The organism is Shewanella sp. WE21 (assembly GCF_002966515.1).
Classification (GTDB): Bacteria; Pseudomonadota; Gammaproteobacteria; order Enterobacterales; family Shewanellaceae; genus Shewanella; species Shewanella oncorhynchi.
In genome coordinates, this window is the sequence record NZ_CP023019.1 from 1,282,475 (window position 1) to 1,296,579 (window position 14,105).

15 protein-coding genes are annotated in these 14,105 nt (G+C 46.2%); 8 read left to right on the plus strand and 7 right to left on the minus strand.

Features of this window, described 5'->3' with window-relative positions; all coding sequences use genetic code 11:
* Nucleotides 1–37: 37 nt before the first annotated feature.
* Nucleotides 38–967 (minus strand): LysR family transcriptional regulator, encoded by a 930-nt coding sequence (locus CKQ84_RS05495; RefSeq protein ID WP_105250420.1) that lies wholly within the window; start codon nt 965–967, stop codon nt 38–40.
* Between the two features lie 134 nt (nt 968–1,101).
* On the opposite strand from CKQ84_RS05495, the gene CKQ84_RS05500 reads away from it, so the two are divergent.
* Complete coding sequence (locus CKQ84_RS05500) at nt 1,102–2,124, plus strand: zinc-binding alcohol dehydrogenase family protein (RefSeq protein ID WP_105250421.1); 1,023 nt, start codon at nt 1,102–1,104, stop codon at nt 2,122–2,124.
* Nucleotides 2,121–2,405: a putative quinol monooxygenase gene (locus CKQ84_RS05505; RefSeq protein WP_105250422.1), complete on the plus strand. Its 285-nt coding sequence runs from the start codon at nt 2,121–2,123 to the stop codon at nt 2,403–2,405. Before CKQ84_RS05500 ends, CKQ84_RS05505 begins: the two co-directional genes overlap by 4 nt.
* Nucleotides 2,406–2,452: 47 nt before the next feature.
* On the opposite strand, the gene CKQ84_RS05510 is transcribed toward CKQ84_RS05505, so the two are convergent.
* From CKQ84_RS05510 to CKQ84_RS05525, 4 genes are all read right to left on the minus strand, one after another.
* Nucleotides 2,453–3,187 (minus strand): fumarate reductase iron-sulfur subunit, encoded by a 735-nt coding sequence (locus CKQ84_RS05510; protein WP_105250423.1) that lies wholly within the window; start codon nt 3,185–3,187, stop codon nt 2,453–2,455.
* A complete protein-coding gene (locus CKQ84_RS05515) occupies nt 3,187–5,193 on the minus strand; it encodes a fumarate reductase flavoprotein subunit (RefSeq protein ID WP_105250424.1) in 2,007 nt (668 codons plus the stop codon). Before CKQ84_RS05515 ends, CKQ84_RS05510 begins: the two co-directional genes overlap by 1 nt.
* A 93-nt stretch (nt 5,194–5,286) precedes the next feature.
* The gene (locus CKQ84_RS05520) at nt 5,287–5,958 is read right to left on the minus strand and encodes a fumarate reductase cytochrome b subunit (RefSeq protein ID WP_105250425.1); all 672 of its coding nucleotides are present in this window, start codon (nt 5,956–5,958) and stop codon (nt 5,287–5,289) included.
* Nucleotides 5,959–6,129: 171 nt separating this feature from the next.
* Nucleotides 6,130–6,852: a fumarate reductase cytochrome b subunit gene (locus tag CKQ84_RS05525; protein ID WP_105250426.1), complete on the minus strand. Its 723-nt coding sequence runs from the start codon at nt 6,850–6,852 to the stop codon at nt 6,130–6,132.
* A gap of 454 nt (nt 6,853–7,306) precedes the next feature.
* Here CKQ84_RS05525 and prmA point away from each other — a divergent pair, with 454 nt between their 5' ends.
* From prmA to CKQ84_RS05555, 6 genes are all read left to right on the plus strand, one after another.
* The gene (gene prmA, locus CKQ84_RS05530) at nt 7,307–8,188 is read left to right on the plus strand and encodes a 50S ribosomal protein L11 methyltransferase (protein ID WP_105250427.1); all 882 of its coding nucleotides are present in this window, start codon (nt 7,307–7,309) and stop codon (nt 8,186–8,188) included.
* Between the two features lie 174 nt (nt 8,189–8,362).
* Nucleotides 8,363–9,331 carry a tRNA dihydrouridine synthase DusB gene (dusB, locus tag CKQ84_RS05535; RefSeq protein WP_105250428.1) on the plus strand — a complete coding sequence of 323 codons (969 nt, stop codon included), beginning with the start codon at nt 8,363–8,365 and terminating at the stop codon, nt 9,329–9,331.
* A 16-nt stretch (nt 9,332–9,347) separates the two neighbouring features.
* Nucleotides 9,348–9,653 (plus strand): DNA-binding transcriptional regulator Fis, encoded by a 306-nt coding sequence (fis, locus tag CKQ84_RS05540; RefSeq protein ID WP_006083371.1) that lies wholly within the window; start codon nt 9,348–9,350, stop codon nt 9,651–9,653.
* Between the two features lie 272 nt (nt 9,654–9,925).
* A complete protein-coding gene (locus CKQ84_RS05545; RefSeq protein ID WP_105250429.1) occupies nt 9,926–10,588 on the plus strand; it encodes a hypothetical protein in 663 nt (220 codons plus the stop codon).
* A 666-nt stretch (nt 10,589–11,254) separates the two neighbouring features.
* A complete protein-coding gene (gene ric, locus CKQ84_RS05550; protein WP_105250430.1) occupies nt 11,255–12,010 on the plus strand; it encodes an iron-sulfur cluster repair di-iron protein in 756 nt (251 codons plus the stop codon).
* Between the two features lie 132 nt (nt 12,011–12,142).
* Nucleotides 12,143–12,646: a helix-turn-helix domain-containing protein gene (locus tag CKQ84_RS05555; protein WP_105250431.1), complete on the plus strand. Its 504-nt coding sequence runs from the start codon at nt 12,143–12,145 to the stop codon at nt 12,644–12,646.
* Nucleotides 12,647–12,675: 29 nt separating this feature from the next.
* Here the strand turns inward: CKQ84_RS05555 and CKQ84_RS05560 are convergent, their stop codons facing one another.
* Complete coding sequence (locus CKQ84_RS05560; RefSeq protein ID WP_105250432.1) at nt 12,676–13,254, minus strand: HupE/UreJ family protein; 579 nt, start codon at nt 13,252–13,254, stop codon at nt 12,676–12,678.
* A gap of 113 nt (nt 13,255–13,367) precedes the next feature.
* Complete coding sequence (locus CKQ84_RS05565; RefSeq protein ID WP_105250433.1) at nt 13,368–14,099, minus strand: HAD-IA family hydrolase; 732 nt, start codon at nt 14,097–14,099, stop codon at nt 13,368–13,370.
* Nucleotides 14,100–14,105 lie beyond the last annotated feature (6 nt).

The following is a 14,105-nucleotide window of genomic DNA, read 5'->3' on the forward strand; positions in this document are numbered from 1 at the left end:
GTGCGCTTATTTACATATACCACCATAATGCAATTGCTTAAGGGTGTTGTGGGAGAATATGACGAGCCGCCAACTGCATTTGCAACTCTTTACAACGTTGACGTAACATTTCGCGAAGCAGTAACACCACGGGAGTGACATGTTCGCGCCCTGGGCACACTAAGTATAAATCGACGGGTTCCCCCTTATACTCAGGCAACAAACGTACTAATCGCCCTGAGATTAAGTCATCGGCCAGATCTAGACTCGACTTAAATACCAACCCTTTGCCAGCCACAGCCCAACGGCGGGCAATCTCGGCATCATTAGCACTACGATTGCCCGTGACACGCACTTTGAATTCTTGACCATCACGCCTAAATAGCCATTGATCGTGGGTGCGATCATCCAACTTATAAAACAAGCAATTATGCTCGACTAGTTGTTCTAATGAATCAAGCGCACCAAACTTAGCGAGATATTCAGGTGAGGCGCACAAGACACGATCAACACTGCAGATAGGGAAAGCCACTTGGTTAGAATCCTGCGGTTTTCCATAGCGCACGGCGACATCAATTTTATCGTGATAAAAACTGCTGATATTGTCGCCAAGGTGCAAGCGAACTTGCAGTTGAGGGAAATCGAGCAAAAACTCGTCGAGCCAAGGCACAAAAAGATTACGGCCAAAGTCTGAAGAAACCGACAGGCTTAAGGTGCCGGATATTTTACCTTTATCACTGGCGATAGCTTGTTCGCCAAGCGCTAAATCGCTTAGCGCACGTCGGCAATGAATAAGATAACGTTCACCTTGCACAGTCAAACGTAAGCTGCGTGTCGTGCGGATAAATAAACTAGTATCGAGCTGTTTCTCAAGCCGTTTTATTGCTGCACTGGCAGAAGCAGCCGAGATATCCATCTCGGCTGCTGCGGCAGATATATTGCCGCAATCAGCGACTCGCACGAACAAAGCTAAATCATTAATTAGCATGATTATCAAAAATCCTTTGAAAAAATTACAAACTTTATCCTGTTTATCTCTTAGCTAATATTCCACACAATGGCTACACGATACAAGTACACTCAAACAAGTAGACTCCAGCAAGTACACCCAGAGGAATAAACATGAAAGCCATTGGTTACCAGACAGCAGGTGCACTCACAGCGCCCAATGCATTAGAAAACATCACGCTAGCCGAGCCAACGGCGACAGGTTTTGACCTTTTAGTGGAAATCAAAGCCATTTCTGTCAATCCGGTTGATACAAAAATCCGTGCATCTAGCTCTGCACCTGCAGGCGAATACAAAATTATCGGCTGGGATGCGGTCGGTGTCGTCAAAGCCGTTGGTGAGAAAGCCTGTCTTTTCAACGTTGGCGATGAAGTGTGGTATGCGGGCGATATCAGTCGCAGCGGAAGTTATGCAGAATATCAATTGGTTGATGAGCGAATTGTCGGCCATAAACCTAAAAGTTTAACCTATAACCAAGCCGCGGCATTACCTTTAACGGGGATTACGGCATGGGAGATTTTATTCGACCGTTTAGCTTTACCCCAAGATGGTTCGGCAACTGACGCCCGTATTTTAATTATCGGTGCGGCCGGCGGTGTGGGTTCAATCATCACTCAGCTTGCAGTAAAACTCACAGGTGCAGAAGTGATAGGCACTGCATCTCGTCCAGAATCCGCCGCTTGGGTGCACAAACTTGGTGCCGATGCTGTTATCGACCACACCAAGCCACTTTCACAGGAACTTGCGAATATTGGCATTACTGATGTGACCCATGTGATTAGCTTAACCCAAACAGATCAACATTTTGATGAAATAGTACAAGTGCTTAAGCCACAAGGAAAACTAGCATTAATCGATGATCCTAAGGGGCCATTAGATGTGATGAAACTTAAGCGTAAAAGCTTATCCTTACACTGGGAACTGATGTTTACCCGCAGCCTATATCAGACCGAGGATATGATTGCGCAACATCACTTACTCAACCGCTTAAGCGCCCTTATCGATACAGGCGAGTTACAGAGTACGTTCGGTGAACACTACGGCACCATTAATGCCCAAAACTTAATCAAAGCTCACGCTCAGATAGAGTCTGGCAAAGCGATCGGTAAAATTGTTTTAGAAGGTTTTAACCAATGAAAATAACAGTATTTGCCCAAATCATAGCGAATCAAGGCCAAAGCGATACGCTATTTAAAATACTCAAGCAACTCGTGACAGACACTCATACCGAGGCTGGCTGCATCGAATATAAACTGCATCACTCATTAGATGATGAAAATATCTTCTGGATGTACGAAATTTGGCAATCCCAAGCCGCACTGGATGAACATATGGCGAGTACGCACTTTCAAGCATTCGTCACTCAAACCGCAGACATAATCAATCGAGCTGACATTCACAAAAGCTACGCCTGCTAATCAACAAAAAAGCGCCAAACACGTTGGCGCTTTTCATCATTTATCACTTATCGAATCAAAGTCATGGCCATCTTGCGGCGTAAATACGCGATTTGCTGCATGTGTGGCAAATCCTTAGGACAGTTGTCTTGGCAGCCGAGTAAAGTCATGCAGCCAAACACGCCATCCTGATTGCCAATCACATGGTAAAAATCCTCGGCAGTACGAGCGTCACGGCTGTCCATCTCAAAACGAGCTATTTTCATCATGCCCACAGCGCCGACAAAAGTTTCACGCATTTGTTTAGTCGCACAGGCAGAAACACACACGCCACATTCAACACAGCGCTCTAGCTCATACAAACGCGCAGCTTCATCTGGATCCATAGGATCTTCAAGCCGATGCACGCTTATATCATTGGCCTTAGGGTGTAACCACAGCTTTAAGCGTTCGGCCAGTTCCCGCATAAACTTACCAGTATTAACCGAGAGATCACCAATCAACTCAAAACCTGGCAGCGGCATTAAGGTGATTTCGCCCTTAGGGTATTTGGCCGTTAAGGTGCGGCAAGCTAGCGTCGGGAAACCGTTGATCACCATAGCGCAGCTACCACAGATGCCAGCACGACAAACAAAGTCGAACTGCAATGAAGTGTCTTGTTCTTCCCTGAGTTTATTAAGGGCGATAAATACCGTCATCCCCGGCGTTTCGGTAAGCTGATAACGCACCATTTTCGGCTTATCGTTTGGCTCCTGCGGATCATAACGAAAGATATTAAAGGTTAACTGGCGACCTTGGCTCATTATGATTTTTCTCCTAACGCATTGGCAGATGGACTTTTTAAAGTATCACTTAAACGTTCATTATTGGGTTGTAAGCTCTCGGGTAATTCAAAGGGCATAAGAGCCCGCTGCCTTTGATAACGGTCAGCATCATCACCTAGCTCAGCTAAAATCTCGGCAATTTGCTGTTCACGCTTTTCGGTATCGGGATGCACTATGGCGTTGTTGATGCCATAACCACGATAACCCGGCGGGAGTTCCATCTTCATCACATCGAGTGCTTCGTAGTTAAGCACAGGTTCGAGTGCCTCGGGATCCGGCCAGCTGGCCAGGGTGCGATTCAGCCAGTCTCGATCATTTCGCTGCGGATAATCCTCGCGAGCATGGGCACCACGACTCTCTGTTCGCGCTGCGGCCCCGCAGGCTACGGTTAGCGCCACTTTTAGCATACGCTTGACCCGCAGGGCTTCAACTAACTCGGGATTGGCGTGACGCTTTTTACACTTAAGTCCGAGTTTACGCGAACGCTCGAGCAACACTTTTAGCTCGGCAACCGCTTTTTCAAGCTCGGGGCCATTACGGAAAATCCCCACATAATCCATCATGATGCGCTGCATTTCGCGCATGAGTTCAAAGGCGCTCTCGTGACCATCACCCTCGACCAGCACATCGATTTCACTCTGCACCTGCTGCATAAACCGTTCAGCAAGCTGAGTGTCGATCTCAAGGCTATTGTTCTCACAAAAATCGGCGACATATTTACCAATAATCATGCCGCCAACCACGGTTTCGGCCAACGAATTACCGCCTAAACGGTTAAAGCCGTGCATGTCCCAACAAGCCGCCTCACCTACGCTAAATAAGCCTTTAAGCTGCGGACTTTCACCAGTGGCATTAGTCCGAATACCGCCCATAGAATAATGCTGAGTTGGGCGTACAGGGATCCAATCTTTAGCGGGATCGATGCCAAGGAAATTCTCACAAATTTCCTGCACTTCCCTAAGATTCGTTTCAATATGCTTGCGACCTAAAAGGGTAATATCTAGCCACAGGTGGGGGCCATAAGGGCTATCGACGCCCTTACCTTTACGTATATGTTCGGTCATGCGACGCGATACGACATCCCGCGATGCCAACTCCTTTTTATCGGGCTCATAGTCAGGCATAAAGCGATAACCGTCTTTATCGCGCAATAAGCCGCCATCACCACGGCACCCTTCCGTTGTTAAAATGCCCACGGGTACAATGGCAGTGGGATGGAATTGTACCGCCTCCATATTGCCAAGCCTTGCCACGCCCGTTTCCAATGCCAACGCTTGGCCAATACCTTCGCAGATGATCGCATTGGTCGACACTTCATAAATTCGGCCATAACCACCAGTAGCTATCGTAGTGGACTTAGCCACATAGGCTCTAAGTTCACCCGTAATCAAACAACGAGCAATCACGCCATGGCAACGCTTACCATCGTGAATAAGTGCCAAGGCTTCGATACGTTCATGGACGGGAATATCCATGGAAATCGCTTTGTTATCCATAGCGTATAACAGCGAATGACCTGTACCATCGGCGGTATAACAAGTGCGCCATTTTTTAGTGCCGCCAAAGTCCCGCGCATTAATCAATCCATGGGCTTCCTGCGCCTCATGTAGCGTGACTTTTTGCGCATTGACTATCACTTCTCTTGGGCCAGCAGTCACCCGAGACCAAGGTACGCCCCAATTGGCCAGTTCACGTACTGCCTTAGGTGCACAATGGGCAAACATCCGTGCGACATCTTGATCGCAGCCCCAGTCGGAACCTTTTACCGTATCTTGAAAATGCACATCCTCATCATCGCCCATTCCCTTAACGGCATTGCCTAAACTCGCCTGCATCCCTCCTTGAGCGGCAGCAGAGTGGGAACGTTTTGCAGGAATGAGTGACAGAACTAAAGTGTCAAGCCCACGCTCTTTCGAAGCGATAGCGACCCTTAAGCCCGCGAGCCCAGCTCCTACCACCAATGAATCGGTATAAATCAGTTTCACGCCTGCTCCTTAATGGGGTCTATTGTTTTGTGCTGTTTTTTTATGTTCGACATTCTATTCACTGATTAACTTAATCATTGATTAAAAGCGGAATTAACTCGCGTAGGGTAAAAATGCCAAAAGTGAGGCAACACCAACAGAGACAAATAGCATGCTCACTATGGTCTTGATCTTACGTAATCGACTGCGGTTGTTGAGATCCCGCGCCGCGCCCCATTTCAAAGCCACACGGTAAATGCCAATTGCTGCATGTAACTCCACAGTGAGCAGTAAAGGCAGATACACCATCCAGACACCTTGATTCCAAATACGATCGGCGCTTCCCTGAGGGCCAATGGTTTCGGGAGCCGAGCCAATAAGCCACAAATGCACAGGCAACAGCAGTAAAATCACTACACCAGTAATGGCTTGCCAGCGCCACAAGCGAGTATCGCTGTGGTTGATCACTTGCATTTGTTGGCGCAGAGCCCTTTGCTGACGCAGACTCATGGGTAATTTTTGCAATGCCACTAACACGTGCACTAACGTCAAAATGGCAATACCAATGGCAATACAAGTCACTACCCAAGGATAACCGTGTCCATCAGCGGACAGAAAACTCAGCTCCATGGTGCATGCCACCCAACTCATGGCATCCGCACCCAATAAAATCGATGACACTAACACTAAGTGGGTCCACAAAAAGACTGCGAGTATTACCCCTGACAAACTCTGGCTTAAATCCAGCCAAGCACTCCATTTTTTAATATTTAATTTGATCGCCATCCTATCGCCTCACGCCGTTGACCTTATCGAGCCAATCTCATTAAGTCTTATCGCAAACTAATATCGCTCACACATCCACACGAAAACGTAAGCCAGATCAATTGAGTGCTGAATAATTAACCTAATGCTTAATAATAGCAGTGAAACAAAATCCTGCTGCTAGCTTAAGGCCTACTCAGGTACGAAGGGCTGCACAGGAATACCGAGCTCGCTACCGATAAATAGATATGAAACAAGGCTCGCAGTACCAAGACATAGCAAGTAAATAATCAGCACCTTAGCAAGTTTTCGCAGGCCTGAGCGCTGAGTGGTTAAGCCCCACTTTACCGCTACGCGATAGAGACCAATCATGGCGTGTACCACTACAGCGGGAAGTAACAACGCATACAGCAACCAAGCGTTATCGTGATAAACCCGCTCAGCCGATAAATGCGGGCCAATTTCAGGATTCAAAATCATAGTGAAGAGGTGAACAGGAACGAGGAAAAATAAGATAAAGCCAGTGATCAATTGCCAAAACCACGCATGGGTATCCTTATGCTTGATATTCCCCATGTGCGAACGCAGGGCTCGCCATTGCCCTAGCTGCGCCGGAAAACGCCGTAGCGCCACCGCGGCATGTACTATCACCACCAATAGCATAAACACTGAAAACACTTTAGTGACTATAGGAAAGCCATGTCCTGTGCTGCTAAACATTCCACCTTCAAGCAACTGAACGACCCGATAAAAAGCCTCTTTACCCAGCAAAATACTCGATTCAAAATGCATGTGTAATAGTAAAAAGCTGCCAAGCATAATCCCTGTCGCACTCTGCAGCCTATCAGCCTTAGCCGACCAAGGATGACCTAGCGGTGTACTCACCCTATTGTGAACTCGAGTTATGCTTGTCATCTTGAATTAACCTATGTCGTTTATCGTTGGCACCTCTTGGCAAACTACACCATAGCAGCAACTCAAATCAGGCTTGAGTGTCACAGATTTAAAGCGTGAGCCAACTCACCTGACGGAGTTAAACTCTTAGAAGATGATCACAAAAAACGTATCAAAACCAAACAAAGGTAAAACCAATTAACCAATACTTTTCATAGTGTTATATCAAATAATGAAACTGACAATTCGTTTTTTAACACCAATCCATACCCGCCAGCTAACCCCTTGTCTGTATAGACAAAAGCGTAATACCAGGATAGCCAGTCGTCGAACCTAAAGCCTAGTGATAACCAAACGACCTTACCTAAAGCGCTTTAAATTCCCCCTACATCCTGCATTTTGGGATAGTTTGGGTATACAATACCGCGATATTTTGAACCCTTAGTTTATGAACACTCAGTCACAGGATGCCCCCATGCCTTGGATCCAACTCCGTATAAACACCAATAGCGATGACGCTGAAACCATCAGCGACTTGCTCATGGAAGAAGGTTCAGTCTCTATCACCTTCGAAGACGGTAAAGATACCCCTATTTTTGAACCTAAATTAGGCGAAACCCCACTGTGGCGCGATACCGTGGTAGTGGCCTTATTCGATGCAGAAACCGATCTAACACCGACCATCGCCATGCTGAAAACCTTGCCTTTCCTCGGTGAGAACTTCAGCCATAAAGTCGAACAAATTGAAGATAAAGACTGGGTACGCGAATGGATGGATAACTTCCACCCCATCCAATTTGGCACACGTTTATGGATCTGCCCAAGCTGGCGCGAAATCCCTGATCCAACCGCAGTCAATGTGATCTTAGATCCGGGTCTTGCCTTCGGTACTGGCACTCATCCCACGACAGCACTGTGTTTAGAGTGGCTAGACAGCTTAGATTTAAGCGATGAAGAAGTGATCGATTTTGGCTGTGGTTCAGGCATCTTAGCCGTAGCCGCACTGAAACTGGGCGCGAAAAAAGTCACAGGTATCGATATCGACTATCAAGCCATAGACGCCTCACGTGCCAACGCCGAGCGCAATGATGTCGCCGACAAGCTAGCCTTGTACTTGCCAGAAGACCAACCCGCCGATCTCAAAGCCGACGTACTGGTCGCTAACATTCTTGCCGGTCCACTGCGTGAATTAGCGCCTTTGATCGCAGAACGCGTAAAAACCGGTGGCAAACTTGCCCTTTCCGGTCTCCTCAAAGAACAAGCCCAAGAAATCTCTGACTTTTATAGCCAATGGTTCGATATGGACGCAGCGGCTCACAAAGAAGATTGGAGCCGCTTGACAGGTAAGCGTAAATAGCGCTAAAGGGTGGCGCAACATGCGCCACCGCTGGCTTCCAACAATTTGGCCTCTGACTTCTCGTCAATTAAAAGTCAAGAAAAAAAATTACCTCTAGGTCATTTATTGACCTTTTCACGGCCAACAAAAAGGGCTACTATAGCGCCCCTTTGAAGAGCTAAGGTGAAACATAAAATGCAGATTGGACCCTATCAACTGAACAATCAGCTGATCGTGGCACCAATGGCAGGTGTCACCGATCAAGCCTTCCGCAATCTTTGTCTTCGTTATGGCGCAGCCTTAGCGGTTTCCGAGATGCTTTCATCCAATCCCGAGGTTTGGGATACAGATAAAAGCCGCCAGCGCATGACGCATTCTGGCGAGGAAGGCATCCGCTCAGTGCAAATTGCAGGGGCTGATCCTGATTTAATGGCGCAAGCCGCTTTGTTCAATGTCGAACAAGGTGCTCACATCATTGATATCAACATGGGTTGCCCGGCGAAAAAAGTGAATAAAAAGCTGGCAGGCTCGGCGCTAATGCAAAATCCACCGCTGGTAAAAGAGATTTTACAAGCCGTGGTCGCCGCAGTGAACGTGCCTGTCACGTTAAAGATTCGCACCGGCTGGGAGCCAGAGCACAAGAATGGTGTTCAAATCGCCCAGATTGCAGAGGATTGTGGCATAGCCTCGCTCGCCGTTCACGGCCGCACGAGACAATGTATGTACAGAGGCAACGCCGAGTACGACACGATCAAAGCAATCAAACAGAATGTCTCGATTCCTGTTGTCGCCAATGGGGACATCGACAGTCCGGAGAAAGCCCGCTTTGTGCTGGAATACACTGGTGCCGATGCCTTGATGATAGGACGGGGTGCTCAAGGACGGCCTTGGATTTTCAGAGAAATCCAGCACTACTTGGAAACGGGTAATAAGCTAGCGCCCATTGAGGTTGCCGAACAGCGTCAAGTGATGCTGGAACACCTCACCAAACTGTATGACTTATATGGTGAATACAAGGGTATCCGCTTCGCCAGAAAACATATGGGATGGTACCTAGACCAAGAAGCTCAGCGCCAATTTAGGGCTGACTTTAATCGGCTGGAAACCGCTGCAGAACAGTATTCCCTCGTGGAATGTTATTTTGATGAATTAGTACAGAATTAATAAAGAGCAGAATAGAATGTTTGATCAGACAACTAACACAGAAGTTCACCAGCTTACCGTTGGCAAAATCGAAACAGCAAACGGCACTATCAAGCCCCAGTTATTACGTGACGCCGTCAAGCGTGCCGTAACTAACTTCTTCGCACAGTTGGACGGTCAGGAAGCACAAGAAGTTTATGAAATGGTGCTAAGCGAAGTTGAAGCGCCTCTGCTTGACATCATCATGCAACACACTCGTGGCAACCAAACCCGCGCAGCAAACATGCTAGGTATCAACCGTGGTACTCTGCGTAAAAAATTGAAAAAATACGGCATGAATTAATCAACAAGGATTAAGCTGTTGTATTAAAAAGGGTTAATCAGAAATGATTAACCCTTTTTACATTTTGAACCCACTCCTGAACCCACAGTTAGTGATCTACTCGTATTAGAATTTATCTTACTTGCCCAGTACTCGTAATCTTTATAGAGTGCATTTATCAAAGGCTGCTGTGTATGTTCATGGGGGAAGAACTATTATTCAACGCAATGAACAAACAACTTGAGCTATATCGAAATTCGTATCCCACCTTCACACTTGAATAGGGTGATTTTATGGACTTGTTAGATAAGTATCAGCTTAAGGAATGGTGGCTTCAAGCTCTAACTGCAAGTCAAAGAAACCAAGTTGCTAACGACTATCGTCCTATGGGCTTACCAATTGGCGAAACTCCCTACCTATACCAAGATTTAGATAAAACTGACTCTAACAATGGATTCGGTAAACTAAGTCTTTTACTTACTCTTTCTTACATTGCTGGTGATGAAGCAAAGCATATTCTCCAAACCAAAGTAGAAAACGAGTTACTCCAGTGTCATACGGCACCTGATAGTAACCTGATTGATGTGCACCTAGCCCTTGCATCACTTATCAAGCATCACTACTCATTGAGAACAGCCCCAGAACATTATGAAAAAGCCAAAGAATTCTGCTTAATGCAAATATCTATCTCTAGTAAGTTGGTCAAAAAATTTTGTCATATCGAAAAACCTAAAGAACTAAAAAAACTACAGAACATAACGGGAATTAAAGATCCTTATTATGATGAACTTCAAATGCTGCCCTCCCATACAGGCTACAAGCAGTTAGCAATTATTCTTGAGAAAGAAGGCAATATTGAAGGTGCATTAAAGCTCTCTAAACAAGCTCTAAAGCAAGGCTGGACAGATAATTATGAAAAACGAATAGATAAACTTAACCAAAAATTAGCGAAGTAAAAGAAGAACTAGACCACTGAAGTTAACAATGAATAAAACTGCTGAGCATGCTAACGCAACTGGCCTAACATTTAATATTTGCCGATGGAAGGTGGTTACGTATAAGAGCATCAGCGCTTTGATTAGGGATGTTGATAGCATCGTATCTCCCTTGTTAAAACAGTAAGCCTTATCCCTTTCTAATGAAAATTAATCTAAAGTTGCTCGTTCAGTTGTGTTTCGTTAATGATGAAAATTGAAGCAAATTCAAGGCTCATACTGGACTTTAGTTATGGCAGTAAGGCTTAGTCTACCCAGTGTTTGGGCAGCCCAAGAATATCTCAGGAGAACACTCATCCCTCGAACTATTAGCAGTTGATTATAATCATATGCTGTTCAGCCAACTACGGGGTCTGCAACACCTCACTGAGTCCAAAATATAATAATAAACAAAACCCCTCACATCGCTCTAACCATTCCAGCAGCAATATCAACTCATATTAATAATCCCGAGTGTAAATTTGCTACATCCAAACTAAGTCAGCTCTTCCTACTCCTTAAGAGATATTTCGCTCATCTAACTGTGACATCATCGGCAAATCCTGAGTGTTTTAGTCAGGATTAGTTGCCATAATCTAAAGCTGCAAATAATATGAATGTAAATTTATTGCTGCTCTGGAGCTACTCATGTCTGCTACTTCTGTCTCAAAAGATGCACAACTCCCACCCCATGGGTTTAATTCTCAACACAATCATTGGCTAGAACGAAAAATAGGTGAACTAGTGGCAGAAGACTTTCGCCGCGCACATGTGTTTAGTCAATTTGGTATCGATTTTTGTTGTGGCGGGGGTAAATCACTGGTGGTCGCCTGTGAGCGTGCAGATGTAGATCCCGCAAAAGTGGTTGCTGCGCTGAATGCCGCAACACTTACCGGTAGCAAAGAAGATGAATTAAATCAATTACCCTTAGATCAACTTATCGAATATATAGAATCAACGCACCATCAATACGTGCGCGAAAAAGCCCCTTTATTAGTCGAATATTCCGAAAAGATGATTCGCGCTCACGGTGAGCACTATGCCGAAATCGTTCCCTTTGCGGGTTGGGTACGAGCCTTAGTTGAAGACTTAATGCCACATTTAATGAAGGAAGAAAAAATACTGTTTCCGGCGATCCGCGCCATGAGTCATGGAGAGCAGGTTGAGGCTTGCTTTGGCCATATTGGCAACCCCATCAATGCGATGCAACATGAGCATGAAGAAGTCGGTTTGATTTTGCAAAAATTACACGAGCTCACTAACGACTTCACACCACCTGAATATGCGTGCACTACATGGCGTGTTTGTTATGCCACTCTGGCGGAATTTGAGGCGGACTTACATCAGCATATTCACTTAGAAAACAATATTCTTTTTCCTAAGGCATTGGGTCTGACTCAATAATTGATTAAATGTTTATCCCGTAGCGGCTCCAAATTACAGATTTTCCGCTTAACCTTGAGGCCAGACCTAAGTCTGGCCTTTCAATTGTTGACGTGCTACAACAAGTCATGTGTCGCTGACGGATAAGCTGCCATGACATTTCAATCATTTGCACTCGATGATATTGCCAATTTGCACGAATCGGCCCAAGTAGAATTTAAACTCGCAGGTGGCCGCGATGGCCAAGGTCAATTACCCGAAGACATTTGGGCTACTTATAGCTCTTTTGCTAACACTTTGGGTGGCGAAATCATCCTAGGGGTACGGGAAGAACGTGGCCATTTCAGTATTGAAGGCATTCCCAACCCGCTTCCCGTCTTGCAAGAATTTTGGGAAATACTCGATGACCCGAGTCGCACTAGTCACAATCTTTTAGCGATTTCAGATGTGCAGATTATTGAAATTATGAATAAAAAGCTGATTCGTATCCGCGTACCGCTGGCGCCTGAGCAGCTAAAACCTATCTACGTAGGCAGCGATCCCTACACTGGAAGTTATTTTAGGGTGGGAGATGCCGACATGCATGCAAGCCGTCGGCAAGTCAATCTACTGCTACGCCGCGCCCATCTTTGCATGAAGCAACTCAAGGCGCGTTAATCCAGTAAATCTAACGTCCTGTTATTACTTTAAAAACCTGCTAATAGATAGCCGCCCATGGCCGCAATCGCCACGCCAGTAACGCGCATTAAATTGCGTTGCCCTGTCATCCGCTGCATTCCAAGGCCTATCATTACGCCGCCTAAATGGATGACTGCTGTACCAAATAAAAACCCTAGGGCATACAAGACCGGACTTGCTAATTCTGGCATTTCAGCGCCGTGGGCGTGACCATGAAAAATCGCGAATACGCCCACAAAGGCCATGGCAAATAACAGCGGAATTTGACGGTCGAAGGCGATAGCAAGGCCGAGCAACAATACAGAAAGGGCGATACCAATTTCAACAAAGGGAACGGCAATGGCGTATAAGCCTAAAATCCCGCCCACTAACATAAAGGTGACAAATGCTAAGGGGACAGTCCAAATCGCGCGGCCACCGAGCTGGGTGCTCAACATGCCCACACTCAACATAGCCAGCAAGTGATCGAAGCCCAATACGGGATGATTAAAACCCGACATGAAACCGCCACCTGAATGGATCTCATGGGCCGATACCGGCGCGATCCAACATAAAGTGAGCAGTAATAACAACCCGATACGCGCCATAAAATAGCCTTAGTCAGTGACTTTAGTGATATAAAACTTAACTTTAGTGCAAATTTGGCTGGCAAACCTTGATCTCAATCACCCAAAGATACAGATAAAAAATGCACGCTAAGTTAGTTTACGTCGATAGCCAATACTTTTGTCAAAGCCTCGAGGGAGGCAATTTCTAAATGGGGCAACAAGGCGGCTATCGGTAAGGAATCGACTCGACCAAAACTGGGATTTAGCCACACAGACTGGCACCCCGCCAATCGAGCACCACGAACGTCGGCATTCATGCTGTCGCCAACATGCAGTAAATGTTGCGGTGCAATCTTTAACCGCGAGCAAGCTAATTCGAACATGTCTTTAGCGGGTTTCATATGCACGCCATTACCTGGATGCAACACAAACTCGAAAGTTTCCCCTAAACCAATCCGCTCTGCGTCCACATTGCCATTGGTGATCCCGACTAATCTAAAATGCTGCGATAAGCGATTGAGTAATAAGAGCACTTCGTCAGACACTTGGAAATGGCTGCGGTAAAAATAAAAGCATGCTAATCCTTGCTCGGCGCCGCGTTCAGCTTCAGTCGCCGAATACCCTAATTGTATTAGACCTTGGCGAAGCGTAGCTAAACGGGCTGCGCTAGTGTCGTGGGCGAGCTCACGATTTTGCTGCAAAAGTTGCAGTTTTAGCCTGCGCCAATCATGGGGTTGCCACGCCTGCGATAATGGATAAGTCTGCAACAAAAACGTCGCCAGCTCTGCCTCGGCATTTAAAATATGCGGCAGATTGTCGTACAGGGTATCGTCGAGATCGAAACTGATCGCTTGAATATGTTGAGGTCTAAGATAGCAACGCATTATTTA

Bases quoted from the DNA above. Each gene is read 5' to 3' on its own strand.
- prmA (WP_105250427.1), top strand. From the start codon at position 7,307: ATGCCTTGGATCCAACTCCGTATAAACACCAATAGCGATGACGCTGAA.
- CKQ84_RS05555 (WP_105250431.1), top strand. From the start codon at position 12,143: ATGACATTTCAATCATTTGCACTCGATGATATTGCCAATTTGCACGAA.
- CKQ84_RS05560 (WP_105250432.1), bottom strand. From the start codon at position 13,254: ATGGCGCGTATCGGGTTGTTATTACTGCTCACTTTATGTTGGATCGCG.
- CKQ84_RS05565 (WP_105250433.1), bottom strand. From the start codon at position 14,099: ATGCGTTGCTATCTTAGACCTCAACATATTCAAGCGATCAGTTTCGAT.
- dusB (WP_105250428.1), top strand. From the start codon at position 8,363: ATGCAGATTGGACCCTATCAACTGAACAATCAGCTGATCGTGGCACCA.
- CKQ84_RS05525 (WP_105250426.1), bottom strand. From the start codon at position 6,852: ATGACAAGCATAACTCGAGTTCACAATAGGGTGAGTACACCGCTAGGT.
- CKQ84_RS05510 (WP_105250423.1), bottom strand. From the start codon at position 3,187: ATGAGCCAAGGTCGCCAGTTAACCTTTAATATCTTTCGTTATGATCCG.
- ric (WP_105250430.1), top strand. From the start codon at position 11,255: ATGTCTGCTACTTCTGTCTCAAAAGATGCACAACTCCCACCCCATGGG.
- CKQ84_RS05495 (WP_105250420.1), bottom strand. From the start codon at position 967: ATGCTAATTAATGATTTAGCTTTGTTCGTGCGAGTCGCTGATTGCGGC.
- CKQ84_RS05500 (WP_105250421.1), top strand. From the start codon at position 1,102: ATGAAAGCCATTGGTTACCAGACAGCAGGTGCACTCACAGCGCCCAAT.
- fis (WP_006083371.1), top strand. From the start codon at position 9,348: ATGTTTGATCAGACAACTAACACAGAAGTTCACCAGCTTACCGTTGGC.
- CKQ84_RS05545 (WP_105250429.1), top strand. From the start codon at position 9,926: ATGGACTTGTTAGATAAGTATCAGCTTAAGGAATGGTGGCTTCAAGCT.
- CKQ84_RS05520 (WP_105250425.1), bottom strand. From the start codon at position 5,958: ATGGCGATCAAATTAAATATTAAAAAATGGAGTGCTTGGCTGGATTTA.
- CKQ84_RS05505 (WP_105250422.1), top strand. From the start codon at position 2,121: ATGAAAATAACAGTATTTGCCCAAATCATAGCGAATCAAGGCCAAAGC.